This window comes from Streptomyces sp. NPDC088350, from assembly GCF_044753545.1.
Lineage (GTDB): Bacteria > Actinomycetota > Actinomycetes > Streptomycetales > Streptomycetaceae > Streptomyces.
This window is the reverse complement of sequence record NZ_JBIVNL010000003.1, coordinates 420,961-445,915: the sequence shown is the minus strand read 5'-3', so window position 1 is coordinate 445,915 and position 24,955 is coordinate 420,961. Positions and strand designations below refer to the sequence as shown.

19 protein-coding genes are annotated in these 24,955 nt (G+C 70.8%); 13 read left to right on the top strand and 6 right to left on the bottom strand.

Annotated elements, in window-relative coordinates; translation table 11 throughout:
* Positions 1-34 precede the first annotated feature (34 nt).
* The 3 genes from ACIQBL_RS11925 to ACIQBL_RS11915 all read right to left on the bottom strand — a co-directional run bounded on the left by ACIQBL_RS11925 (position 35) and on the right by ACIQBL_RS11915 (position 3,248).
* The gene (locus ACIQBL_RS11925) at positions 35-745 is read right to left on the bottom strand and encodes an SDR family oxidoreductase (RefSeq protein ID WP_401939806.1); all 711 of its coding nucleotides are present in this window, start codon (positions 743-745) and stop codon (positions 35-37) included.
* 63 nt (positions 746-808) lie between these two features.
* Entirely contained in the window at positions 809-2,143 is a 1,335-nt protein-coding gene (locus ACIQBL_RS11920; RefSeq protein ID WP_401939803.1) for a sugar phosphate nucleotidyltransferase, read from the bottom strand.
* 172 nt (positions 2,144-2,315) lie between these two features.
* Positions 2,316-3,248 (bottom strand): YbhN family protein, encoded by a 933-nt coding sequence (locus tag ACIQBL_RS11915; protein ID WP_401939801.1) that lies wholly within the window; start codon positions 3,246-3,248, stop codon positions 2,316-2,318.
* A 150-nt stretch (positions 3,249-3,398) separates the two neighbouring features.
* Here ACIQBL_RS11915 and ACIQBL_RS11910 point away from each other — a divergent pair, with 150 nt between their 5' ends.
* A complete protein-coding gene (locus tag ACIQBL_RS11910; protein WP_401940700.1) occupies positions 3,399-5,273 on the top strand; it encodes an ABC transporter ATP-binding protein in 1,875 nt (624 codons plus the stop codon).
* A gap of 37 nt (positions 5,274-5,310) precedes the next feature.
* Here the strand turns inward: ACIQBL_RS11910 and ACIQBL_RS11905 are convergent, their stop codons facing one another.
* Complete coding sequence (locus ACIQBL_RS11905) at positions 5,311-6,762, bottom strand: purine-cytosine permease family protein (RefSeq protein WP_401939798.1); 1,452 nt, start codon at positions 6,760-6,762, stop codon at positions 5,311-5,313.
* A gap of 247 nt (positions 6,763-7,009) precedes the next feature.
* On the opposite strand from ACIQBL_RS11905, the gene panD reads away from it, so the two are divergent.
* From panD to ACIQBL_RS11885, 4 genes are all read left to right on the top strand, one after another.
* Positions 7,010-7,429 carry an aspartate 1-decarboxylase gene (gene panD, locus ACIQBL_RS11900; RefSeq protein WP_401939796.1) on the top strand — a complete coding sequence of 140 codons (420 nt, stop codon included), beginning with the start codon at positions 7,010-7,012 and terminating at the stop codon, positions 7,427-7,429.
* Between the two features lie 22 nt (positions 7,430-7,451).
* Positions 7,452-7,796: a GNAT family N-acetyltransferase gene (locus ACIQBL_RS11895; RefSeq protein ID WP_401939793.1), complete on the top strand. Its 345-nt coding sequence runs from the start codon at positions 7,452-7,454 to the stop codon at positions 7,794-7,796.
* A gap of 54 nt (positions 7,797-7,850) precedes the next feature.
* Positions 7,851-8,507 carry an aspartate/glutamate racemase family protein gene (locus tag ACIQBL_RS11890; protein ID WP_401940698.1) on the top strand — a complete coding sequence of 219 codons (657 nt, stop codon included), beginning with the start codon at positions 7,851-7,853 and terminating at the stop codon, positions 8,505-8,507.
* A 398-nt stretch (positions 8,508-8,905) separates the two neighbouring features.
* Positions 8,906-9,259 carry a VOC family protein gene (locus ACIQBL_RS11885; RefSeq protein WP_401939791.1) on the top strand — a complete coding sequence of 118 codons (354 nt, stop codon included), beginning with the start codon at positions 8,906-8,908 and terminating at the stop codon, positions 9,257-9,259.
* Positions 9,260-9,298: 39 nt separating this feature from the next.
* On the opposite strand, the gene gndA is transcribed toward ACIQBL_RS11885, so the two are convergent.
* Positions 9,299-10,738, bottom strand: coding sequence for an NADP-dependent phosphogluconate dehydrogenase (gndA, locus tag ACIQBL_RS11880; protein WP_401939788.1), 1,440 nt, complete (start codon positions 10,736-10,738; stop codon positions 9,299-9,301).
* A 243-nt stretch (positions 10,739-10,981) separates the two neighbouring features.
* Here gndA and ACIQBL_RS11875 point away from each other — a divergent pair, with 243 nt between their 5' ends.
* Positions 10,982-12,193 carry a transglycosylase family protein gene (locus ACIQBL_RS11875; RefSeq protein WP_401939787.1) on the top strand — a complete coding sequence of 404 codons (1,212 nt, stop codon included), beginning with the start codon at positions 10,982-10,984 and terminating at the stop codon, positions 12,191-12,193.
* On the opposite strand, the gene ACIQBL_RS11870 is transcribed toward ACIQBL_RS11875, so the two are convergent.
* Positions 12,183-13,313 carry a DMT family transporter gene (locus ACIQBL_RS11870; RefSeq protein WP_401939785.1) on the bottom strand — a complete coding sequence of 377 codons (1,131 nt, stop codon included), beginning with the start codon at positions 13,311-13,313 and terminating at the stop codon, positions 12,183-12,185. The two genes, ACIQBL_RS11875 and ACIQBL_RS11870, sit on opposite strands and share 11 nt — an antisense overlap.
* A gap of 209 nt (positions 13,314-13,522) precedes the next feature.
* On the opposite strand from ACIQBL_RS11870, the gene ACIQBL_RS11865 reads away from it, so the two are divergent.
* The 7 genes from ACIQBL_RS11865 (at position 13,523) to ACIQBL_RS11835 (ending at position 24,896) form a co-directional block, all read left to right on the top strand.
* Positions 13,523-14,278: a (2Fe-2S)-binding protein gene (locus tag ACIQBL_RS11865; RefSeq protein WP_401939784.1), complete on the top strand. Its 756-nt coding sequence runs from the start codon at positions 13,523-13,525 to the stop codon at positions 14,276-14,278.
* Between the two features lie 39 nt (positions 14,279-14,317).
* A complete protein-coding gene (glgA, locus tag ACIQBL_RS11860; protein WP_401939783.1) occupies positions 14,318-15,469 on the top strand; it encodes a glycogen synthase in 1,152 nt (383 codons plus the stop codon).
* Positions 15,470-15,520: 51 nt separating this feature from the next.
* Complete coding sequence (gene glgC / locus ACIQBL_RS11855; protein WP_401939781.1) at positions 15,521-16,741, top strand: glucose-1-phosphate adenylyltransferase; 1,221 nt, start codon at positions 15,521-15,523, stop codon at positions 16,739-16,741.
* A gap of 123 nt (positions 16,742-16,864) precedes the next feature.
* Positions 16,865-19,501, top strand: a complete 2,637-nt coding sequence (locus ACIQBL_RS11850) for a PA14 domain-containing protein (protein ID WP_401939779.1) — start codon at positions 16,865-16,867, stop codon at positions 19,499-19,501.
* Positions 19,498-21,816 carry a GH92 family glycosyl hydrolase gene (locus ACIQBL_RS11845; RefSeq protein ID WP_401939776.1) on the top strand — a complete coding sequence of 773 codons (2,319 nt, stop codon included), beginning with the start codon at positions 19,498-19,500 and terminating at the stop codon, positions 21,814-21,816. Before ACIQBL_RS11850 ends, ACIQBL_RS11845 begins: the two co-directional genes overlap by 4 nt.
* 155 nt (positions 21,817-21,971) lie before the next feature.
* On the top strand, positions 21,972-23,297 hold the full coding sequence (locus ACIQBL_RS11840) for a wax ester/triacylglycerol synthase family O-acyltransferase (RefSeq protein WP_401939773.1): 1,326 nt from the start codon (positions 21,972-21,974) through the stop codon (positions 23,295-23,297).
* Between the two features lie 105 nt (positions 23,298-23,402).
* A complete protein-coding gene (locus ACIQBL_RS11835) occupies positions 23,403-24,896 on the top strand; it encodes an SDR family NAD(P)-dependent oxidoreductase (RefSeq protein ID WP_401939771.1) in 1,494 nt (497 codons plus the stop codon).
* Positions 24,897-24,955 lie beyond the last annotated feature (59 nt).

Genomic DNA, 24,955 nt, shown 5'->3' with positions numbered 1-24,955 from the left:
GCCAATCGGAGTGTGGGGCACGGCAGTTGGGGCCTCAGGCGAGTGCTCCCCGGGCGAGGGTGGTGTCGTCCGAGCGCAGCGAGGCGAACAGTTCCTCCCAGGGCACGGGCCCCGCGCCGCCCGCCTCGCTGCGCATCTCGAAGGTCACGCCCCGGGCCGCGGGCGCGTACAGGGCCCGGACGCAGGCGTCGGCGACATGGAGGCGGGCGACCTGTTGTCCGTCGCCGAGGTCGCCCTGCTCCAGGTGGAGATGGTTGTGCCCCGGCTCGTCGGTGAGCCAGCCCGGGCGGATCACCGTGTACGGCAGCCCGGAGTCGCGGACCGCGTTCTCGCCGGCCAGGCGCCAGTCCAGCATCCGGCCGTAGGCGTTCATCGGGTGGTCGCGGTGGGTGACATGACGCTCGCTGACCAGTACGAAGTGCGGGGTGGCGGCGGTGGCGCGCAGTGCGTCGAGAGCGTGGCGGACCCCGGTGTGCAGGGTCGTCTCCGGGCTGTCGGGGCCGCTGGCGTCGGTGCCGGGCTCCACGGTGTAGACGACGGCCGCGCAGCCGTACAGGGGGATGCGGACGGTCGCCGGATCACGTACGTCGGCGGCGAAGAACTGTGCCTGGGGCGGCAGATACCGGCGGGCGCTGCGGATGCTGCGGCCGATGACCCGGACGGTCTCGCCGCGGGCCAGTAACTGTCGGGTGACGAGCCGGCCGACACGGCCGGTACCTCCGATGACTGCGATCGGGCTGTCCATGAAGGTCTCCAGAAGAGAGGGAGTTCGTGCGGAAGCGGGCGGCGGAGCGCGGAAGAGGAGCGGTCAGACCCAGTGCAGGATGTCGTCGGAGCTGGTCAGGTGGGTGCCGGTCGGCAGCCCCGTGACGGCCGGGACGCGCAGCCGCGGATACACGCTGACGCCGGACAGCCGGGTGCCGGCCCGCAGTTCGGCCGCGTCGCCGACCGCGGAGTGGCTGAGCCGGACCGGGCTGCCGCGCTCGGAGCGCACCTGCGCGAGGGGACCGACGTAGGAGTCCTCGATCCGGGCGTACGGCCCGACGACGGCGCCGTCGCCGATCGCCGTCCTGGTCAGTCGCGCCCCTTCGTCGATGTCGACGCCGTCACCGATGTCCGTGTGGCGCAGCCGCACCCCCGGTCCGATCTCCGCGTACCGCCCGATGCGCACGCCGGGACCGATGACCACGCTGCCGTCGGAGATCTTCTGGGCGAGGGTCGTACCGGTGACGCTGTCCTTGGTGCGCAGACTGCTCTCGTGGATCCAGTACGGCGGGTCCGTGCTGAGCGGTGTGCCCATGGCGCGGTTCAGCCACGGATAGCGGCCGCCGAGGACCTCGCCGAGCGTGGTGAGGTAGTCGTCGACGCTGCCGAGGTCGCCGAGCCGGTCGATGGGTGCGGACGCGACGGGCAGGCCGCGGCCCACCAGCCAGGGCACCAGATCGCCGCCCCAGTCGAGGTGTTGCTGGGCGAGCCGGATCATCTCGGGGGTGCGGGCGGCGAGCCGCAGTCGGCCGCAGTCGACCAGGTACATCCCGGCGTTGGTGGACAGGGTCCGGCCGGCCCCGGGCAGCGCGGTCTCGGGGAAGAGGCGGTGGATGCGGTCGAGCGAGGGCTTCTCCAGGAATCCGGCCACGAGTCCGGCCGACGAGGTCTGCATCGCGCCGTACTTTCCGGCGATCTCCTCGGGGGTGCGTCCGACCGTGGCGACGGTCATCACGGCGTCGGCGGTGTCGTGCGCGGCGGTCAGCCGGTCGAGCGAGAACTCGAAGACCGAGTCCACCGGCAGCACCAGGGCGCGGCCGGTCAGGTCCCACTGTTCGAGGTTGTGCAGGGTGGCGGCGCCGGAGCCGACGTTGTAGCGGTCGAGCCGGGCGCGGGAGTAGTGGATCTCCACGCCGAACCGTTCGCCGTGGCCGAGCACGAGCTTGATCTGGCTGTGGTTCTCGGCGCCCTGCGCGATCACGTAGAAGCGGCGGATGCCCTGGTCGCGGCAGGACTCGACGAGCCATTCGACGACGGAGCGGCCGACGAACGGGATGAGGGCCTTGCTGCGGATGTAGTCGGCCGAGGCGAGGGTGAGCGGCTTGGCGCGTTCGCCCCGGCCTCCCGCCAGGTTGATTCCGAACGTCTCGTCCCCCATGACAGTCCTGCCTCCTCGGCTGACAAATCAACGCCCTTCAGTCAACTCGTGCTGTCATGTGGAGTCAAGTAAAAAGTAAAACAGGGGAGTTGAGGGGAACGCAAATCAACCCTGGTCGATGCTCTGACCAGGGTTGATATCGCTTTACGGGATGTTCGATCGGCTGCGCGAATCAGATGACTCTCAGCCGGACCAGCGCGCCGAGCGTCAACGCCCCCGGAATGATGGGGATCCAGACCGTGATGATCCGGTAGGCCAGCACCACCGCCGTGGCCACCGCGACCGGGCCGCCCGCCGCCACCAGCGCCACGATCAGCGCCGCCTCCACGGAGCCGATCCCGCCCGGTGTCGGCACCAGCGCCACCGCGACCGTCGCCGCCAGATAGGCGAGCGCCATCTGTGCGGGCGGCACCGGCAGGTCCAACGCCTGCCCCACCGCGACGAGTCCGGCCGCCTGGAGCGCGGGGAACGCCAGCGAACCGCCCCACAGCGCGAACGCCCGCGCCGGCCGCGTGTGCACGGAACGGGCCTCGCCCAGCGCCGTACGCAGGAACGACAGGACCGCCGTACGCAGCCGTCGTACCAGCACGAGGACGAGGATCGCCGCGCACAGCGCGCCGCCGATGATCAGGAGCAGCGGGCCGAGTGCCCCCGCCGGAAGGAGGGTTCCCAGGCGCAGGGCGTTGGGGAAGGCGATCAGCAGACCGGTGAGGAGGGTCAGCCGGGCTATCGACTCCGCGAGCAGGAACAGGGCGAGCGCGGCCGACGAACGGGCCAGCGGCAGCCCGCACACCGTCAGGAAGCGGAGGTTGACCGCGCCCGCGCCGAGTCCCGTCGGCAGCAGGTGGTTCGCCGCGCCCGCCGCGAACTGCGTGGCCAACAGCCGCCGCGCGGGCAGCCGTTCGACCACCGCGCCCTGCCGGGTGAACGCGGCGGCGACCCAGGTCAGACAGGTGGTACCGGCCGCCGCCACCAGCCAGGGCCACTCCGCCGACCGCAGCTGGCCGAAGCCCTCGACGAGCACGGACCGGTGCTGTACGGCGACGACGGTGACCAGGAGCAGCGGAAGCAGGCACAGGATCTGCCGGACGCGGATGTGTCTCACATCACTGGAGGTTCTCCGCGCCACGACAACTGCGGGTTGCGGCAGCGGGGACAGCTCCTTACGCGCGTCCTTACATGCGTCCTCGCGCGGTGCGGCGGCGCATTCGTTGACCTCAACGCCGCTTGAGGTCCTACGGTCTCTCCCATGAGCATGGAGAGCACGGCCTGGACCCAACTGCACAGTGTCATGACCGCGGAACGGGAGCGCCGCCCGTTCGCCCGCGCCACGCTGCGCCGCATCGCGGAGTTCGCGCGGCCCCACCGTCGTCAGATCGCCCGCTTCGTACTCCTCGGGGTGGTGACGGCCCTGCTCGCCGTCGCGACCCCCGTACTGGCCGGGCACGTCGTCGACGCGATCGTGTCGGGCGGCGACGACGGCACCGTCGTACGCCTCGCCCTGCTCATCGCCCTGATCGCCGTCGCCGAGGCGGCGCTCGGCATCCTTGGCCGGCGGCTCTCCTCGGCGCTCGGGGAGGGGCTCATCCTCGATCTGCGGACGGCTGTGTTCGATCATGTGCAGCGCATGCCGGTCGCGTTCTTCACACGTACCCGTACGGGCGCGCTCGTCTCCCGACTCAACAACGACGTCATCGGCGCGCAGCGGGCGTTCAGCAACACCCTGTCCGGAGTGGTCAGCAACGTCGTGACCCTGCTGCTCACCCTCGTCGTCATGCTCACCCTGTCCTGGCAGATCACCCTGCTCGCGCTCGTGCTGCTCCCGGTGTTCGTGGTCCCGGCCCGCCGGATGGGCAGCCGGATGGCCCGCATGCAGCGCGAGGCGGCGGAACTCAACGCCGCGATGGGCACCCGCATGACCGAACGCTTCTCCGCGCCCGGCGCCACCCTCGTCAAACTCTTCGGCCGCCCCGAGGAGGAGTCCCTGGAGTTCGCCGAGCGCGCGAGCCGGGTCCGGGACATCGGCGTCCGCACGGCCACCGCCCAGTCGGTGTTCATCACCTCCCTGACCCTCGTCTCCGCCCTGGCCCTCGCCCTCGTCTACGGCCTCGGTGGCTGGTTCGCCCTGCACGGCAGCCTGGAGCCCGGCGCGGTCGTGTCCCTCGCCCTGCTCCTGACCCGCCTCTACGCCCCGCTCACCGCCCTCGCCGGAGCCCGCGTCGAGGTGATGAGCGCCCTCGTCAGCTTCGAGCGCGTCTTCGAGGTCCTCGACCTCAAGCCCCTCATCGAGGACAAACCCGACGCCCGCGAGGTCCCCGAGGGCCCGGTCGCGGTCGAGTTCGACGAGGTCCGCTTCGCCTACCCCTCCGCCGACAAGGTCTCCCTCGCCTCACTGGAAGAGGTCGCCACCCTCGACACCCGCACCGGCACCGAGGTCCTGCACGGCGTCTCCTTCCGCGCCGAACCCGGCCAGACCATCGCCCTCGTCGGCTCCTCCGGCGCCGGCAAGTCGACGATCGCCCAACTCCTGCCCCGGCTCTACGACGTCGACGAAGGCGCCGTCCGTGTCGGCGGGGTCGACGTCCGCGACCTCACCGCCTCCTCCCTGCGGGCCACCCTCGGCATGGTCACCCAGGACGGCCACCTGTTCCACGACTCGGTCCGCGCCAACCTCCTGCTCGCCCAACCCGCCGCCACCGAGGACGAGTTGTGGGACGCGCTGCGCCGCTCCCGCCTCGACGACCTCGTACGGTCCCTGCCCGACGGCCTGGACACGGTCGTCGGCGAACGCGGCTACCGGCTCTCCGGCGGCGAGCGTCAACGCATGACCATCGCCCGGCTGTTGCTGGCCCGCCAGCGCGTCGTCATCCTCGACGAGGCCACCGCCCACCTCGACAACACCTCGGAAGCGGCCGTCCAGGAGGCCCTCGCCGAGGCGCTGCAGGGCCGCACGGCCGTGGTGATCGCCCACCGGCTGTCCACGGTGCGCTCCGCCGACCAGATCCTGGTCGTCGAGGCGGGGCACATCGTGGAACGCGGCACCCACCACGAACTCCTCGCCGCCGAAGGCCGATACGCCGAGCTGTACCGGACGCAGTTCGAGAAGCAGCAGCCGGAGACGGTCGCCTGACGGTGAAGGGGGCATGGCTCGCGTGACGGTGAAAGGGTCACGGCTCGCGGTGCTCGTGCGCCGCGCGCTCCAACTCCTCGGCCTCCGCCTCGGCGACGCGGATCTCGGCCTCCACATCGATCGACCGGCTCAGCCACCAGTACAGCAGCGCGGCGACCGGCAGTCCGACGAACAGGGAGAGGTCGGCGCCGTCCATGGCGTGGGCGATCGGGCCGACGTAGAGGGTGCCGACGGAGAAGAACGGCACCATCACGCCGAAGCCGACCAGGTAGGAGATGATCCCGTGCCAGCCCCAACGGCCGTAGATGCCGTGCGGGTTGAAGATCTCGGCGATGGCGTAGTGGCCGCGGCGCACCACGTAGTAGTCCATCAGGTTGACCGCGGTCCACGGGATGAACAGATAGAGCACCAGCAGCAGGAAGTTGTTGAAGTTGGTGAGGAAGTCGGCGGTCGCGGCCAGCGCTCCGACCAGGGAGAGCACGGCGGTCAGCCCGATCGTCAACGCCCTTACGCCCACGGTCGGTCGGACCCTCTTGAACGAGTCGATCGCGCTGATCAGGGTCAGTGAACCGCCGTACATGTTCAGCGCGGTCACGGAGACCAGACCCAGGGTGGCGAACAGGAGCACGATCGCGCCGAAGCCGCTGAACACCTTGTCGCCCGCCGCGTTGATCGAGCGGATCGTGTCGAAGTCCTTGCCCGCCCAGGCGGCGAGCAGCGCGCCGAGCGTCATCAGCCAGACCCCGCCGAGCGCCGAGCCGAAGTAGGTCCAGTAGAAGGTCTTGCGGACGGTCACGTCCGGCGGGAGGTAGCGCGAGTAGTCCGAGACGTAGATCGCCCAGCTGATCTGGTAGCCGGCGACCACGCCGAACTGCGCGAGGAACGGCGTCCAGGAGAATCCGCCGAGGTCGAAGGAGCCGGCCGGGTAGTGCAGGGTGGCCAGCACGCCCACGGTGAAGATCCCGAAGACGACCAGGAAGGTGTACGTCAGGAACTGCTCCGCCTTGTGGATGACGTCGTAGCCCACCAGGGCGATCACGAAGCCGATCACGGTGACCACGGCCACCCACATCTTGGTGCCGCCGTGCACGGTGGTGTGCAGGGCCTCACCGGCGAGGATCGTGTTGAAGACGTTGAAGCCCGCGTACTGCACATACGCGAACAGCCACACCAACAGGGCGCCCACGTAACCGAACTGGGGCCGCGACTGGATCATCTGCGGCAGCCCCAGCTGGGGGCCCTGGGCCGAGTGGAAGGCCATGAAGAAGGTGCCGAGCAGGGTGCCCGCGACGATCGCGATGAGCGACCAGATGAGGTTGCCGCCCTCGGTGATGCTGATCAGCCCGACCGCCAGCGTGGCGATCTGCGCGTTCGACATGAACCACAGGGGCCCCAGGTGCCACAGCTTGCCGTGGCGCTCGTTGAGGGGCACATAGTCGATGGAACGTATCTCCAGCCCGGACACCCGGGGCTCTGAGGCAGTGGTCACGGCGTCTCCAGGGGGCTGATCCGGCCTGTGTGGCCACATTCATCCCCAGCACGGGAACCGGCAACCGCAACCGAAACTGTGAACCACGGTCTTTACCTGGTCCTTACAGGAGCCGCGTCAGGCCGGTCGGCGTGAGGAACGGGAACCCCTGTCGGCACCGACGGCGCACGCGGCGCGCTGTAAAGTGGGGGACCAGCCCTTGACCTGCACAAACGCAGGCAGGGAGCCGAGATTCAGGAGTGCCTCCATGCTGCGCACCATGTTCAAGTCCAAGATCCACCGAGCCACCGTCACCCAGGCCGACCTGCACTACGTCGGCTCCGTCACCATCGACGCCGACCTGCTGGACGCCGCCGATCTGCTGCCCGGCGAGCTGGTCCACATCGTCGACATCACCAACGGCGCCCGCCTGGAGACGTACGTCATCGAGGGCGAGCGGGGCAGCGGTGTCATCGGGATCAACGGGGCCGCCGCCCACCTCGTGCATCCCGGAGACCTGGTGATCATCATCAGTTACGCTCAGGTGTCCGACGCCGAGGCGCGGGCGCTTCGGCCCCGGGTCGTGCACGCGGACTCCGCCAACCGGATCGTGGGCCTGGGCGCCGATCCGTCCGAGCCGGTGCCGGGTTCGGAACAGACGCGCAGCCCGCAGGCCGTCACCGCCTGACCATCCCACCAGGAGGATGCCCATGAGCGAGATCGAGATCCGCGACGACCGGGCGGCGGGCCGCCTGGAGGCCATCGGCGACGGCGAAGTCGTGGGCCACATCGAGTACTTCGTCCTCGAAACCCCCGGGCGCGCCCTCGTCCCGGTCCACACGATCGTCGAACCGGCCCACGAGGGAAAGGGCATCGCGGGTTCCCTGGCCCGCGAGCTGTACGGCATCGCGGCCCGCGAGGGCGTCGTCGTCGCCCCGCTCTGCCCCTACGTCGTCAAGTGGGCGGAACGCCACCCCGCCGAAGCCCCGGCCGCCGACCCGGAGTTGCTGCATGCGGCGAAGGAGTGGCTGAGGGCGCATCCGGGTCGGTTCTAGGAAGTCGGGAGCCGAGCGTTCCGAAGTCGAACAGTGACGCAAGGCCCCGCCCCCGTGCTCGCCCTCCTGCACACCTCGCCCGTTCACGTCCCGGTCTTCGACGCCGTGCGCGACGAGGACCAACAGGGCCTGGAACTACGGCACTTCGTCGACGAGGAGCTGTTGGCGCGGGCCCGGCGCGAGGGAACGGAAGCGGTGGCCGGGGCGGTGCGGGACGTGCTGGACGAGGCCGTCGCCGAGGGGGCGCGGGCGGTGCTGTGCACCTGCTCGACCATCGGCGGGGTCGTGGAGACGGCCGGTGCGCGGGTAGGTGTGCCGGTGGTGCGCGCCGACCGCCCGATGGCGGTGGCCGCGGTGGCCGCGGGTCCCCGCGTCGTCGTGGCCGCCACGCCGGCGAGCACCCTGGAGCCGACCGTGGCGCTGGTCGAGGAGGAGGGCAGGCGCATCGGCCGCCCCCTCGGCATTCGCACCCTGTTCGTCGAAGGCGCCTGGGCCCGCTTCGAGGCCGGCGACACCGAGGGCTGCGCCCGGCTGGTGGCGGACGCCGTGGACGCGGTCACCGGCGCCGACGCGATCGTCCTCGCGCAGGGTTCCATGGCACCGGCCCGGCAGCTGACGACCACGGTGATCCCGGTGCTGTCGAGTCCCCGGCCGGGGCTGGCGGCCGGTGCCCGGGCGGCGCGCGCCGGCTGGGCCCACCCGGGTGAGTGAGGGCGCGGGGGACGGGTACGCGGGGGAGTAGTCCAGAGCCGACGCACCCACTGGCTGGAGGACACGATGACCAACCCGTACCCCGACCCCGTACCACCGGGTCCGACACCGGGCCCGAGCCCCGAGCCCCCGCGACCGCTCCCCACACCGCCGCCGGACCCCCGCCCGACCCCGGGGCCGCCTCCGTCCCCGATCCCACCGGACCCGGCGCCGGGACCGACCCCGGAAACGGGACCGCCGCTCACCTGAACCCGGCCAGGGACAGGAGCGGGCGCCCACCCCGAAACCACGACCACGCCCCGCCTCGGCGGCCCGCCGGCCTCGCCGAACAAGGCGACTCGGGCGGCCCGGCACTGTGCCGCCGGGCCGCCCGATCGCCACCCTGGCAGGATGGCCCCATGGAACGTGTGCTGGGAATCGGCGGATACTTCCTGCGGGCCACCGACCCGGAGGCCCTGAGCGCGTGGTATCGCGACTGTCTGGGCCTGGACACCGACGAGCACGGGCTGTGGCACCAGGAGGCCGGGCCGACGGTGTTCGCGGCGTTCGAGTCCGGGACCGACTACTTCGGCTCCCGCACCCAGCAGAGCATGCTCAACTTCCGGATCCGCGACCTCGACGCGATGCTCGCCCAGTTGCGCGCCAAGGGCGCGGACGTCGCCGAGGAGACCCAGGACATGGACGGCATCGGCCGGTTCGGCTGGGTCACCGACCCCGAGGGCAATCGCGTCGAACTGTGGCAGCCCGCCTGACCGAGGGTTCGGCAGGCGGGCTCGGCACAGCCGGAGAGGTCAGCCCGAGACCTCCGAGCGGTCACCGCCCCAGAGGGTGTGGAAGGAGCCGTCCCGGTCCACCCGCCGGTACGTGTGCGCCCCGAAGAAGTCCCGCTGTCCCTGCGTGAGCGCCGCCGGCAACCGCTCGGCGCGCAGCGCGTCGTAGTACGCGAGCGCCGCGGAGAAGCCGGGCGTCGGGACGCCCTGGCGGGTCGCGGCGACGACTACTTCGCGCCAGTCGTCCTGCGCCGCCGCGATCTCCTGCGCGAACGTCTCGTCCGACAGCAGGCTCGGCAGGTCCGCGCGGGCGTCGTACGCGGCGCGGATGCGGTCGAGGAAGGCCGCCCGGATGATGCAGCCGCCGCGCCAGATCGAGGAGACCGCGCCCAGGTCGACGTTCCAGTCGTACTCCTCGCTGCCCGCCGCGATCTCGTGGAAGCCCTGCGTGTACGACACGATCTTCGACGCGTACAGCGCCTGCTCGACCCGGTCGGCGAAGGCCCCGGCCTCGGCCTCGCCCAGCGGGGAGGCGGTCGGTCCGGCCAGCCCGCGTGACGCCTCGCGCAGCGCCGCGTGCCCCGAGAGGGAGCGGGCGAAGACCGCCTCGGCGATGCCCGAGACCGGGACGCCCAGGTCGAGGGCGATCTGGACCGTCCAGCGGCCGGTGCCCTTCTGCTCCGCCTGGTCGACGACCACGTCCACGAAGGGCTTGCCGGTGGCCGCGTCCACGTGGGACAGCACCTCGGCGGTGATCTCGATCAGGTAGGAGTCGAGGCGGCCGGTGTTCCAGGTGCGGAAGATGTCCGCGATCTGCGAGGGGGAGTACCCGGCGACATCGCGCAGCAACTGGTACGCCTCGCCGATCAGCTGCATGTCGGCGTACTCGATGCCGTTGTGCACCATCTTCACGAAGTGCCCGGCGCCGTCGGGACCCACATGGGTCACACAGGGTGCCCCGTCCTCCGCCTTCGCGGAGATCTTCTCCAGCATCGGACCGAGCGAGTCGTACGACTCCTTCGGGCCACCCGGCATGATGCTCGGCCCGTGCAGCGCGCCCTCCTCGCCGCCGGAGACACCCATGCCGACGAAGTGGATGCCCTGTTCGCGCAGGTCGCGCTCGCGGCGCCGGGTGTCCGCGAAGTGCGCGTTGCCACCGTCGATGATCATGTCGCCGGGTTCGAGGAGCGGGGCGAACTCCTGGATCACCGCGTCCGTCGGGTCACCGGCCTTCACCATGATGACCAGGCGGCGGGGCCGCTCCAGCGCCGCCACGAAGTCCTTGGCCGTCTCCGCCGCGATGAAGTCGCCCTCGCTGCCGAACTCCTCCACCAGGGCGTTCGTGCGGGCCGCCGTCCGGTTGTGCACGGCGACCGTGTAGCCGTTGCGCGCGAAGTTGCGGGCGAGGTTGCGGCCCATGACCGCGAGACCCGTGACGCCGATCTGCGCTGAACTGCTCATTCCGTTGGCTCCTAAAGATCAGGCCCAAAGATCAGGAAGGTCCTGACATCGGTGGTCCGGTCGTGCTCGTCAGTATTGCCCCACCGACCATCCTGGCTTGCCGGTACCCCGATCGCACGTGCTCAGCGGAACCGGAGCGGGTTACCGGTCACTTGAGCCACAGGAGGCTTGTTGCCGTCTTGTCATGGCCTGTTCGGGGCGCTTATTTTTGGCCCTCCTGACGCATGTGGAGGGGGATTCCCCATGGCCGTACGCGGCCGGCACCGCCGGTATCAGCCGAACAGGATCAACCGGGCCTCGCTGCTCACGGTCACGGCGGGCGGCGCGGGCATCGCGATCCCCCTCGTCGGCGCCGGTGCGGGCACCGCCCAGGCCGCCGATGTGAGCACCTGGAACAAGGTCGCCGCCTGCGAATCGAGCGGCGACTGGAGCATCAACACCGGCAACGGGTACTACGGCGGGCTCCAGTTCACCCAGTCCACCTGGGAGGCCTACGGCGGCACGGCGTACGCGCACCGCGCGGATCTCGCCACCCGGGACCAGCAGATCGCCGTCGCGGAGAAGGTGCTCAAGGGCCAGGGACCCGGCGCCTGGCCGGTCTGCTCGGTGCGCGCCGGGCTCACCCGGGGCGGCGGCACCCCCGACATCCACACCGGCGGCACCAAGGCCACCGGCAAGACCACGAGCAAGTCCAAGGCCGAGGACACCAGGACGCAGACCGCCAAGCGGTCCGTGAAGGACGTCCAGCCGCAGACCACACCGCAGTCCCGCGCGGGCACCGCCGAGATGTACACGGTCGTGCGCGGCGACACCCTCTCCGGGATCGCCGAGACCGAGCGCGTCGACGGCGGCTGGCACGGGCTCTACGCCGCGAACCGCACGACCGTCGGCGCCGACCCCGACCTGATCCTGCCGGGCCAGCGGCTCAGCCTGCGGGCCAAGGCCGACCCCGCGACCCGCACCACGACGAAACCGGCCACCAAGTCCGCGCCGAAGAAGGCCACTTCGCACACCGCGGAGAAAGCCACCACCAAGCAGGCGACGACGAGTCACACCCTCGTCGCCCCCGTGAACGCGCCCATCGGCACCGCGTACCACGCGGAGGGCTCCGCCTGGTCCAAGGGCTACCACACCGGCGTCGACTTCCTCGTCCCCACGGGCACCTCCGTCAAGGCCATCGAGCAGGGGACGGTCGTCAGCGCCGGGTGGGCGGGGTCCTACGGCTACCAGGTCGTGATCCGGCACGCCGACGGGCGCTACTCGCAGTACGCGCACCTGTCCGCGATCTCGGTGCGGGACGGTCAGTCGGTCGGGGCCGGGCAGCGCATCGGGCGGTCGGGGTCCACCGGCAACACCACGGGCCCGCATCTGCACTTCGAGGTGCGGACGGGGCCCGGCTTCGGTACCGACATCGACCCGCTCGCGTATCTGCGGGCCGGCGGCGTCAGGATGTGACTCGCGTACGGTGCCGGTCGGGCACCGGCATCAGCACGTAGGGCCCGGCGTAGAGGGGCCCGAAGAAGCGTGGTGGTTCGTCGGCGCCGACCGGCTCCAGGTTCTCGTAACCCTCGCCGGCCGGGATCGGCGCCGGGGCCGGGATCAGCACCTCCTCGACGGTCACGTCGGCGTCGACGTTCGCGCTCACGTCGACGGGCTGTCCAGGGAGGGCGTCGAGCAACTCCTCGATGGGCGACGGGACCACGGGGGCCGCGTGGGTGTCGGCCGACCGGGCCGGCGCGTTCTCGCTCTCCAGCCGCTCCGTGGTCAGCAGGATCAGACCGCCCGCGGCGACCACTCCGGCGCTCAGGGCGAGCAGGGTGCCCGTCGTGCCGTAGCGGAAGGTCTCGCCGAACATCGTGATGCCGACCGCGGCGGCCACCACCGGGTTCACGACCGTCAGGACCGCGAGCGGAGCCGCCAGGCCCGCGCCCCGGTAGGACGCCTGCGACAGCATCAGGCCGGCCACGGCGAACACGGCTATCACGGCCAGGAAGGGGATGTCGGTCGCGGACACCGCGCCGCTGTCCCAGTCGACCGCCACCGTCTTGGTGAACACCGAGGACATGCCGAAGGCTATGCCGGACGCGGTCGCCAGCAGCACGCTGCGCACCGCCGGGTGCCGGTGTGCCGCGCGGCCCGCGATCATCAGCGTCGCGACCACCGCGCCGGTGAACACGGCCACGGACACCCGCTGGGCGGTGCTCAGCGACTGCGCGTCGGACGTGCCGACCAGGGACAGCAGACCCGCGAGTCCGATCGTCGCCATGATGGCGCCGCGCCAGGCGGTGGAACCGGCCCTGCGGCCGACGAACAGGGCCGCCATCGGCAGCGCGAACACGATCGTCAGCGCGCCCAGGGGCTGCACCAGGCTCAGCGGGCCGTAGGCCAGCGCCACCACGTGCAGCAGACCGCCGAGACCGTTCAACGCGACCGCCGCCCACCAGCTCGGGCGGCGCAGCGGCGCGTACTCCTGGTCGGGGGAGGACACCGCGACGCGCTCCTGCACGATCGCCCCACCGGCGTAGGCCACGGCGGAGACGAGCGACAGCACGATGGACAACGCGAGGGCGCTCATCGGCAGCTCCTCTGCGTCAGGCGGGGGCCTCTGGCACCACGCGGCGAACGGTCGGCTTTCATACAGAACACGATGCCGGTTGATGTTCTTCCCGTCGTCGTACCTGAGCACCGATTGGGTAGTACTGCCGATGGAGTACAAAAGGGTCCCTGTCCTCCCCAAGGTGGGTGACACCGGAGGACACCCCCTCGGGGAAACCCCTAGGAGCCTTGGTACTACTGCTGTTCGTGGACCTGGACCCCGAACTCGCCGCGCTCCGCCCCCTCGGCGGCTTCTTCGTACTACGCACGGGCGTGGCACCGCGCGGCCCGCTGCCGACGCTCGCGCGGACCTACGAAAACCCGCCATCGGATGTTTACGGAAATTCCCTGACTTTTCGTGTCCATGTGGTCGCGGAGCGTCTCCAGGCCCCTGAGCTGCGGATTGCCGCCTCGGTGGCCCAGCAGGCGCTCGCGGCCCGGCTGTGGTCGGTGGCCCTCGGTTGCGCCGCCCTGTACGGCCGCATCCCCGACCTCGACCCGCGGCTGCTGCGCTGGGACGCCGACAGCGGTGCGCCGGACGACCTGTGGCTGGCCGAGGTCCGCCCGCTGCCCGCCGACGCGGACGCCCTCGCGGACACCGTGCTCCACGGCCACCTGGAGCCGCTGACCGCGGCCCTGGTCGCCCACTACCGCATGTCCACCGGCCTGCTGTTCGGCAACGCGGCCTCCGCGCTGGCGGGCGCGGCCCGGGAACTGGACCGCTGGGCACGCGCGCGTGGCCGTACGGACGTCGCCACGCGCGCGCGTGCGCTCACCTCGGAACTCCTCGCCCACCCCCTCCTCGCCGGCACCGGAACCCTCACCGGCACCGCCTTCCGGCGCCGTAGCTGCTGCCTCTACTACCGGGTCCCCGGCGGCGGGGTCTGCGGGGACTGCTGCTTCACACAGCCGCCCGGCTCTTCCCCGAAAGCCGCTTCTGGGTGACCATGAGTGCAATCAGCCGCCGAGAACAAGGGGTTTCGGGTGCGAGTGGGACTGCTGACCCGGGAGTACCCCCCGGATGTGTACGGCGGTGCGGGCGTCCATGTGGAGTTCCTCGCCCGGGAGTTGAGGCCCCTGGTCGACCTCGACGTGCACTGCTGGGGCGAGGGCCGCGCGGAGGGCGTCGTACGCCACCGCCCCTGGCCGACCCTCGACGGCGCCAACGACGCGCTGCGGACCTTCTCCGTGGACCTCTCCATGGCCGCAGGACTCGAAGGCCGCGAACTCGTCCACTCCCACACCTGGTACGCCAACCTCGCCGGCCACTTCGCCAAGCTCCTCTACGGCATCCCGCACGTGATGACCGCCCACTCGCTGGAGCCGCTGCGCCCCTGGAAGGCCGAGCAGCTCGGTGGCGGATACGCCCTCTCCAGCTGGGCCGAGCGCACCGCGATCGAGGCCGCCGACGGTGTGATCGCCGTATCGGGAGCCATGCGCGAGGACATCCTGACCTGCTACCCCACCCTGGACCCCGCCAAGGTGCGGGTCGTCCACAACGGCATCGACACCACGCTCTACCGGCCCGACCACGGCACCGACGTCCTCACCCGGCTCGGCATCGACCCCGACCGCCCCTACGTCCTGTTCGTCGGCCGCATCACCCGCCAGAAGGGCGTGCCGCATCTGCTGCGCGCGGTGCGGGACATCGACCCGGCCGCGCAGGTCGTGCTGTGCGCGGGCGCGCCCGACACCCCGGAGATCGACCGGGAGTTCCGCGACCTCTTCGCGGAGCTGAGCCGGGTCCGCGAGGGCGTGCACTGGATCCCGCAGATGCTGCCGCGCCCCGAGGTGATCCAACTCCTCACCCACGCGACCGTGTTCGCCTGCCCCTCGGTGTACGAACCCCTCGGGATCGTCAACCTGGAGGCGATGGCCTGCGGTACGGCCGTGGTGGCCTCGCGGGTCGGGGGCATCCCGGAGGTGGTGGCACACGGCGAAACCGGCCTTCTGGTGTCCACCGAGGAAAACTTCGAGGAGAACCTGGCGCTGGCCCTCGACTCCGTACTCGCCGACCCGGAGACTGCCAAACGCATGGGCGAGGCCGGGCGGAAGCGCGCGGTGGTCGAGTTCGGCTGGGACGCCGTGGCGCTGCGCACCGCGCGGCTCTACGCGGAGATCCTCGAACAGGCTTAGTGTGCGCTGCTCAGGGGCAGGCTGGGGTCAACCAGGGTGAGGGGAGCGGCCATGCGTCGTGGCGGACCTTCGGTGCTCGGAATCGTGCTCGCGGGCGGTGAGGGCAAGCGGCTGATGCCGCTGACCGCCGACCGTGCGAAACCGGCGGTCACGTTCGGCGGGACGTACCGTCTCGTGGACTTCGTGCTGTCCAATCTCGTCAACGCCGACATCCTGCGCATCTGCGTCCTCACGCAGTACAAGTCGCACTCGCTGGACCGCCACATCACCACGACCTGGCGCATGTCCAGCCTGCTCGGCAACTACGTCACCCCGGTCCCGGCCCAGCAGCGCCTCGGCCCGCGCTGGTACCTGGGCAGCGCGGACGCGATCCTCCAGTCGCTGAACCTGATCTACGACGAGCGACCCGAGTACGTCGCGGTGTTCGGCGCGGATCACGTGTACCGCATGGACCCCCGGCAGATGCTCGCCCAGCACATCGAGAGCGGCGCGGGCGTCACCGTGGCCGGTATCCGCGTCCCGCGCGCGGAGTCCTCGCAGTTCGGCGTGATCACCCCGGGCTCGGACGGCCAGACGGTCGAGCGCTTCCTGGAGAAGCCCGCCGACCCGCCGGGTCTGGTGGACGACCCGGAGTGCGTCTACGCCTCGATGGGCAACTACATCTTCACCACCAAGACCCTGATAGAGGCGCTCCAGCGGGACGCCGAGGACATCGGCTCGGTGCACGACATGGGCGGCTCGATCCTGCCCGCGCTGACCGACCGGGGCGAGGCCGCGCTGTACGACTTCAGCGCCAACCACGTCCCCGGCGAGACCACCCGCGACCAGGGCTACTGGCGGGACGTCGGCACGCTGGACGCGTACTACGACGCCCACATGGACCTCATCGCCGAGCGCCCCGCCTTCAACCTCTACAACCGCAACTGGCCCATCTACACCCACTCCGGCCAGCTCTCCCCGGCCCGCTTCAACGCCGGCGGCATGGCCAGCGAGTCGATCATCAGCTCCGGGTGCCTCATCCGGGGCCAGGTGACGCGCTCGGTGCTCTCCCCGGGCGTGGTGGTCGACCCGGGAGCCGTCGTCCAGGGCTCGATCCTGCACGACAACGTCCACATCGGGCGGGGCGCGGTGGTCCGGGGCGCGGTCCTCGACAAGAACGTGGAAGTACCGCCGGGCGCGACGATCGGCGTGAATCCGGAGCGGGACGCCGAGTTGTACACGGTGTCCAGGGGCGGGGTCATCGCCCTGGGGAAGGGGCAGTTGGTGACCTAGGCCAGAGCGTGGACAGCCCCGGTGCAAAAGCCGCACCGGGGCTTTGTCATGTCCCTGGACGGAAGGCGGAATCCGTGTTGTCATGCCAACTGCTGCCCATGACAACGTTGTTGTGGAGGATCCGTGCGCATCAGACGTCTCAGAGACCGACTCGCGTTACTGCTCGCCCTGGCCCTCGGCATCGCCGGGCTGGCCGCCGTCCCCACCGCGAACGCCGCAGCTGCCGACGACCCCGTCGAGATCCACGGCCTGAAGGGCGAGTACTACACCCAGTCCGCCCCAGGCGCCTTCGACTTCGCCGACCTCAAGGCCACCGGCTTCGACCCGAACCTCGACTTCGACAACCTCGAACCCCGGCTCGCCTTCACCACCGGCCAGTCCGACGACGTGAGCGTCCGCTGGACCGGAAAGATCGTGCCGACGAGGACCGGCCCCCACACCTTCTCGATCATCGGCGACAACGGCTTCCGCCTCTGGATCGGCGGACAGCTCGCCATCGACCACTGGGTCGACGACTGGGACCGCGAACAGACCGCCGTCCCCATCGAGTTGACCGCCGGCACGGCCTACGACATCAAGGTCGAGTACTTCGAGCACTACGGCGGCTCCGACCTCCACCTCCGCTGGACCGAACCCGGCGGCACCAAGGTCCCCGTCCCGCAGTCGGCCTTCCGGCTCCCCGACGGCTACGACTACGACGGCGCCCTCGCCGCCACGGTCACCAGCACCGGCCGCACCCTGAGACTCGACTTCGCCCAGCCCCTCGCCGCACCCCCGGCCGACCTGACCGACCACCTCGAAGCGGTGATCGGCGGCGCCAAGTGGCCCCTGGGAACAGCAGAGTTGGACCCGGCGGACCCGCGCACCCTGATCGTCCCCCTCGCCGAACCCGTCGTCGGCAACAAGACGGGCACCGCCCCCGGCACCGCCGACATCCGCTACGACGGCGACGCCGGCCTCACCGCGGCCGATGGCAACGTTATCAACGCCTTCTGGAGCACCGGCCCGAACCACTCCACCCACGAACTGCGCACCCCGTGGGCCGACCGGGTGGGCCCGCACAACGCGCTCCCCGAGTACCCGCGCCCCCAACTGACCCGCACCGACTGGCGCAACCTCAACGGAAGTTGGCAGTTCGCGGCGGCGACGGCGGGCGAACAGCCACCCGTGGGCAGGAACCTCGCCGAGCGCATCCTCGTCCCGTACCCCGTCGAGTCCCAGCTCTCGGGCCTGGAACGGCACGAGGGCCGGATGTGGTACCGCCGCACCTTCACCGTCCCCGCCGACTGGAGGATCGGCTCCGGCAAGCGCCTGATGCTCAACTTCGGCGCCGTCGACTGGCGGGCCGAGGTCTACGTCAACGGCACGAAGGTCACCGAACACCAGGGCGGCTACGACAAGTTCGGCGCCGACGTCACCGACGCCCTGACGCCCGGCCGCACCCAGGAACTGATCGTCGGCGTCTACGACCCCACCGACGCGGCCGACGGCGAGAACCCGCCGATCGGCAAACAGCGCCTCGACCCGAGCGGCATCTGGTACACCCCGACCTCGGGCATCTGGCAGACGGTCTGGATGGAACCGGTCGCCCCCGACCACGTCGGCTCCCTCAAACTCACCCCGGACGTCGCCAAGAGCCAACTCACCGTCGAAGCCAGGGGAGTTCGCGACGGCGTACCGATCACCGCGACGGCGTACGACGGAAAACGCGAGGTCGCCACGGTGCACGGCCGCACCGGCGCCCCGCTGACCCTGACCATCAAGCGCCCCCGCCTCTGGTCGCCCGACGACCCGTTCCTCTACGACCTGAAGGTCACCGTCGGCAATGACCACGTCGGCAGCTACTTCGGGATGCGTTCGATCGCCGTGGAGAAGGTGAACGGCGTCCCGCGCACGGTCCTCAACGGCAAGCCGATCTTCATGATGGCCACACTCGACCAGGGCTTCTGGCCCGACGGCCTCTACACGGCCCCGACCGACGAGGCACTGGCCCATGACCTCACAGTCCACAAGCAGTTGGGCTTCAACGCCGTGCGCAAGCACATCAAGGTCGAGCCCGACCGCTGGTTCTACTGGGCCGACCGGCTCGGCCTCATGGTGTGGCAGGACATGCCCGCGATGACGGCCTGGGTGAACCCGTCCGCAGCCGCCCGCGCCGAGTACGAGCGCGAGATGAAGCAGATGATCGACGAGCACATCAGCAGCCCGTCGGTCGTCATGTGGGTGACGTTCAACGAGGGGTGGGGCCAGTACGACGAGGCCCGCATCGCCGACCAGGCCAAGGCCTGGGACCCGACCCGGCTCGTCAACAGCATGTCCGGCATCAACCTCGGCGTGGACGGCGGCACCGGCGACATCATCGACGAGCACGGCTACCCCAGCCCCGCCCTGCCACCCCACCCCGACGGCCAACGCGCCCTGGTCAGCGGCGAGTACGGGGGTCTCGGGCTCGCGGTGCCGGGACACGCCTGGTCGGTCCAGCAGTCGTACGTGGACGTCGACCCGGCCGCCTACACCGACGACTACCTCGCCAAGCTCGCCGAGGTGCACGCCCTGACCTGCCAGGGCGGCAACGGCGCGGTCTACACCCAAATCTCCGACGTCGAGGGCGAGTTGAACGGACTCATGACGTACGACCGCCGGGTGCTCAAGCCCGACGCGCAACGGGTGAGGGCCGCCCAGCGGGCACTGATCCGCGACGCCTCGCAGGCGACTCCCGCAGGGTGCCCCACCACCTCAACTCCCTTGGAGGACGCATGAGATGGACCCGGCGCCTGCGGTTGGGCATGGCGGGGGCGGTGGCGGTGTCCGCGCTGTTCGCCGCCCCCGCCACCACCGCACGGGCCTCGGTCGGCGGCCAACTCACCGACCTGGTCAACCCGTTCATCGGTACCGAGAACGACGGCAACACCTACCCCGGAGCCGCCGTGCCCTTCGGCATGGTGCAGTTCTCGCCGGACACCGGCCACAACACCGGCTACGACTACTCGCAGAACCACATTCGCGGCTTCTCCCTCGTGCACCTCTCCGGCGTGGGCTGCGGCCTCGGCGGCGATCTGCCCGTACTGCCGACGACCGGTGACGTGACGCGGACGGACTACGCCCAGTACGCGGCCGAGTTCGGCCACGACGACGAGCGCGCGAGCCCGGGCTACTACCAAGTCGGCCTGAAATCCGGCATCGAGGCCGAACTGACGGCGACCGCACGCACGGGCGTACAGCGCTACACCTTCCCGGCCACCGACAAGGCCAACGTCCTGCTGAACGCGGCCCAGTCGCTGCACTCGGGCGTCTCCTCGAAGGTCGAGGTCCTCGACAACCGGACCGTGCGCACCACCATCACCGGCCGCGGCTTCTGCCAGGACACCAAGCCGTACACCGTCTACACGATCACCCGCTTCGACCGGCCCTTCACCACGTACGGCACCTGGAACGGCCCGACGGTGACGGCCGGTTCGAGGACCGGGAGCGGCGGCGCGTACGTCCGCTTCGACACGACCAAGGACCGCACGGTCGAGGCGACCACGGCCCTCTCGTACGTCGACGCGCACGGCGCGGCCGTCAACCTCCGTGCGGAGGGCGGGAGTTCGTTCGACGCGGTACATCATCGCGCCCAACAGGCCTGGGAGGAGCGGCTGGACGACGTCCGCGCGCAGGGCGGCTCCGACACCCTGCGCCGGACCTTCTACTCGTCCCTGTACCGGTCCTTCCTCGCACCGAACATCGGCAGCGACGCCGACGGCCGCTACACCGGCTGGGACCAGCGGATCCACCGTGCGAAGGGCTTCACGTACTACCAGAACTGGTCCCTGTGGGACACCTACCGCACCCAGTCCCAGCTCCTCGCCCTGCTCGCACCCCGCGAGGCCCGCGACATGGCGGTCTCGGTGATCAAGATCGACGAGGAGAGCGGCTGGCTGCCCAAGTGGGGCTACGGCACGGTCGAGACGAACATCATGACCGGCGACCCGGTCACACCGTTCCTGACCAACGCCTATCAGCAGGGCCTGCTCAAGGGGTACGAGGAGCGTGCCTACCGGGCGTTGAAGCAGAACGCCGACGGGGTCCCGCCCAGCGACTCGGCGGCGGTCGGCCGGGAGGCGAACAAGGAGTACCTCGCCAACGGCTTCGCGCCGTACCTCAAGGACCGCCCGCACGTGAAGCCCGGTGACTCGGACTACGACCACGGGGCCTCGGCCACCCTGGAGTACGCGCTCTCGGACGCGATGCTCGCGCAGATGGCCCGCGACCTGGGGCACGGCGCCGATGCCGCGCGCTATGCGGCCCGCGCGCAGAACTACCGGAGCATCTTCGACCCCTCGACCGGCTTCTTCCGCGCCCGTGACGCCTCCGGCGCCTTCGTCGGTCCTGCCGACCCGGCGCAGAGCGAGGGCTTCCACGAGGGCACGTCGTGGCAGTACCAGTGGCTGGTGCCGCAGGACCTGCCCGGGATGGTCGACCTCATCGGAGGGCGGCGGGCGGCCAACGCCCGGCTCGACTCCTTCTTCGCCTACGACCAGCTGCTCGCCGACCCGGCGAAGACCGCGCGCGAGGTGTGGGTCAACGGGCCGTACGACTACTACAACGCGGACAAGTACAACCCGCAGAACGAACCCGACCTGATCGCCCCCTACACCTATCTGTCGACCGGTGAGCCCTGGAAGACGACCGACGTCGTCCACGCCGCCCTGACCCTGTTCACGGACGGTCCGACCGGCATGACCGGCAACGACGACCTCGGCACGATGTCCGCCTGGAACGTGCTGTCGTCGATCGGGATCTTCCCGGTCCAGCCCGGCTACGACACCTGGGGCCTGTCCACACCCGTGTTCGACCGGGTCGACCTGACCCTGGACCGCCGCTACTACCCGCACGGCGCCCTGACCGTCAAGGCACCCGGCACCTCGGCCGCCGACCGCTACATCCAGGCGGCGCGGACGGACGGGACGTCGTACGACCGCACCTGGCTGACGACCGGGCTGCTGAGGTCCGTACGGTCGCTGGAATTCACGGTCGGCCCGCACCCGTCGGAGTGGGGTACGTCACCCCAGGCGGGACCACCGGCACTGAAGTGATCTCAGGCGCCTCTTGAGTCCCGCCCCTCTCAGAGGGGTGGGACCGGGGCTGGATGTAATCTGCTGTTAACTGTGCGTAGCTTGATCGTACTTGACCGTAATCGCTTGTCGGCGCTTGACTGCTTGCTCACCCCTAGTCGACGCGAGGCAAGCAATTGACTTCTGACCTGCTCGCTCCTCTCGACCTTGCGTTCTGGAACATCGAGTCCGACCGGAACCCGATGCACCTGGGCGCGCTCGGCGTCTTCTCGGCGCACTCGCCCACCGCGGGAGCCCACGCCGCCGACCTGCTCGCTTCCCGTGCCGCCGCCGTTCCCGGGCTGCGGATGCGCATCCGGGACGTGTGGCAGCCGCTGTCCCTGTCCTTCGGGAGCGCCACCCGCGAGGCCGACCCCGACTTCGACCCGCTGCACCACGTCCGGCTGCACGCCCCGACCGCCGACTTCCAGGAGGTGGCGGGCCGGCTGATGGAACGCCCGCTGGAGCGCGGCCGGCCCCCGTGGGAGGCGCATGTGCTGCCCGGCGAGGACGGTGTCTCCTTCGCCGTGCTGTTCAAGTTCCACCACGCCCTGGCCGACGGACTGCGCGCGCTGACCCTCGCCGCCGCCATCCTCGACCCGATGGACATGCCCGAGCGCCGCCCCCGCCCCCCGGAACCCGTACGGGGCCTGCTGCCGGACGTGCGCAAGCTGCCCGGGCTGCTTCGGGACGCCCTGTCCGACGTGGGCCGGGCCCTCGACATCGGGGCGTCCGTCGCCCGCTCCACCCTGGACGTCCGTTCGTCGGCGGCGCTGACCTCCGACGCCTCGGGCACCCGCCGTACCGCCGGAGTCGTCGTCGACCTCGACGACGTGCACCGGATCCGCAAGACCGTCGGCGGCACCGTCAACGACGTACTCATCGCGGTCGTCGCGGGCGCCCTGCGCCGCTGGCTCGACGAGCGCGGCGACGGCAGCGAGGGCGTCGCGCCCCGCGCCCTGATCCCCGTGTCGAAACGCCGCCCGCGTACCGCGCACCCACAGGGCAACCGGCTCTCCGGGTACCTGATACGGCTGCCCGTCGACGACCCCGACCCGCTCGGGCGGCTCGACTCGGTGCGTGCCGCCATGGACCGCAACAAGGACGCCGGACCCAACCGGGGCGCCGGCGCCGTAGCCCTGCTCGCCGACCATGTACCGGCGCTCGGCCACCGGCTCGGCGGACCCCTCGCCGCGCAGGCCGCCCGGCTCTGGTTCGACATCCTGGTCACCAGCGTCCCGCTGCCCGGCATCGGCCTGAAGCTCGGCGGCAACCCCGTCACCGCGGTCTTCCCGTACGCCCCGCTGGCCGGCGGCCAGTCCCTCGCGGTGGCCGTGTCCACGTTCCGCGGACAGGTCCACTACGGGCTCGTCGCGGACGCCGAGGCCGTACCGGATCTCGATGTGTTCGCCCGCGCGCTGACCGAGGAGGTGGAGACACTCATCACCGCCTGCGGGTCGTGACCCGGCGCGGGTTTGGTGCTGCGGCCCGGCGCTCCGTAAAATTCCCGGTTCGACGGTGTGCGCGATCGAGCGCCGCCGCAGGTGACCCAGGGAAACGGCAGCGCGATGACGGTGACAGAGAACGGCTCCACGACCCCGGACGAGGTCGTGTACGGGCCCGGCATCGACCCCGAGCGGCTGGCCGTCTGCCTCAGCGTGCTCGACGAACTCGAGAAGATCGACGTCGACCACCCCGACGCGATCACCGTGCGCCGCGCCACCGCGGGCATCTACCGCAGCGTCAAGCAGCGCCGCCGCCAGGAGCGCCGGGCCGCGAAGACCGCGCACGACAAGGCCGTCACCGAGTCCACCGCGACCGGCTCCGCCCAGCGCATCGACGACGAGACCGAGGGCCTGCTCCCGTCGTCGGTGACGGAGGAGGGCCGGATCGCCGGGATACTCCAGCGCCCCCGCTCCTGCTACACCTGCAAGACCCGCTACGTGGAAGTCGACTACTTCTACCACCAGCTCTGTCCCGACTGCGCCCGCCTGAACCGCGAGAAGCGCGACGACCACGCCGACCTCACCGGCAAGCGCGCCCTGCTCACCGGCGGTCGCGCCAAGATCGGCATGTACATCGCGCTGAGGCTGCTGCGCGACGGCGCGCACACGACGATCACCACGCGCTTCCCGAAGGACGCCATCCGCCGCTTCAAGGCCATGGACGACTCCGCGGACTGGCTGCACCGCCTGGAGGTCGTCGGCATCGACCTCCGTGACCCGGCGCAGGCCGTCGCCCTCGCCGACCAGATCGCCGAGGCCGGCCCCCTCGACGTCCTCATCAACAACGCGACCCAGACCGTACGGCGCCTGCCGTCCGCCTACGCCGCCCTCGTCGACGGCGAGAGCGCCCCGCTGCCCGCCGGTGAGCTGCCCGCCCACCAGGTGATCGGCGCGTTCGGCTCCGGAGCGGTCGACGGCCTGGCCGCGCTGCCGGTCGGGATCTCCGGTCTCGACGCCCAGCAGGTCGCCGACCTCGCCCTGGTCGCGGGCAACGCCAGCGTTGCCCGGCACCTCGACGGCACGGCCATCGACGCGGGCGGCCTGGTCCCCGACGTGGTCGACACCAACACCTGGGTGCAGACCATCGAGCAGATCTCCCCGGTGGAGCTCCTTGAGACCCAACTCTGCAACTACACCGCGCCGTTCATCCTCATCAGCAAGCTCCGCCCGGCCATGGCCGCCGCCGCGAAGGCCGCGACGAGCGGACGCGCGTACATCGTCAACGTCTCCGCCATGGAGGGCGTCTTCGGCCGCGGCTACAAGGGCGCCGGGCACCCGAACACCAACGCCGCCAAGGCCGCGATGAACATGGTGACCCGCACCAGCGGCCAGGAGATGTTCCAGGCCGACGGCATCCTCATGACCTCCGTCGACACCGGCTGGATCACCGACGAACGCCCCCACTACGACAAGCTCCGCCTCGCCGAGGAGGGCTTCCACGCACCGCTCGACCTGGTCGACGGGGCCGCCCGGGTTTACGATCCGATTGTGCGCGGCGAGCAGGGCGAGGACCTGTACGGCGTCTTCCTGAAGGACTACGCGCCCGGCAAGTGGTAACCCGCCACCCCGGACACGAGCCCCGGTGACCGCCGGGTCCCGGCCCTGGTGAGCACCGC

Excerpts from the sequence above, each read along its gene's own strand:
- ACIQBL_RS11925 (WP_401939806.1), bottom strand. The coding sequence starts at position 745 with ATGGACAGCCCGATCGCAGTCATCGGAGGTACCGGCCGTGTCGGCCGG.
- ACIQBL_RS11920 (WP_401939803.1), bottom strand. The coding sequence starts at position 2,143 with ATGGGGGACGAGACGTTCGGAATCAACCTGGCGGGAGGCCGGGGCGAA.
- ACIQBL_RS11910 (WP_401940700.1), top strand. The coding sequence starts at position 3,399 with ATGGAGAGCACGGCCTGGACCCAACTGCACAGTGTCATGACCGCGGAA.
- panD (WP_401939796.1), top strand. The coding sequence starts at position 7,010 with ATGCTGCGCACCATGTTCAAGTCCAAGATCCACCGAGCCACCGTCACC.
- ACIQBL_RS11895 (WP_401939793.1), top strand. The coding sequence starts at position 7,452 with ATGAGCGAGATCGAGATCCGCGACGACCGGGCGGCGGGCCGCCTGGAG.
- ACIQBL_RS11885 (WP_401939791.1), top strand. The coding sequence starts at position 8,906 with ATGGAACGTGTGCTGGGAATCGGCGGATACTTCCTGCGGGCCACCGAC.
- gndA (WP_401939788.1), bottom strand. The coding sequence starts at position 10,738 with ATGAGCAGTTCAGCGCAGATCGGCGTCACGGGTCTCGCGGTCATGGGC.
- ACIQBL_RS11875 (WP_401939787.1), top strand. The coding sequence starts at position 10,982 with ATGGCCGTACGCGGCCGGCACCGCCGGTATCAGCCGAACAGGATCAAC.
- ACIQBL_RS11870 (WP_401939785.1), bottom strand. The coding sequence starts at position 13,313 with ATGAGCGCCCTCGCGTTGTCCATCGTGCTGTCGCTCGTCTCCGCCGTG.
- glgC (WP_401939781.1), top strand. The coding sequence starts at position 15,521 with ATGCGTCGTGGCGGACCTTCGGTGCTCGGAATCGTGCTCGCGGGCGGT.
- ACIQBL_RS11845 (WP_401939776.1), top strand. The coding sequence starts at position 19,498 with ATGAGATGGACCCGGCGCCTGCGGTTGGGCATGGCGGGGGCGGTGGCG.
- ACIQBL_RS11835 (WP_401939771.1), top strand. The coding sequence starts at position 23,403 with ATGACGGTGACAGAGAACGGCTCCACGACCCCGGACGAGGTCGTGTAC.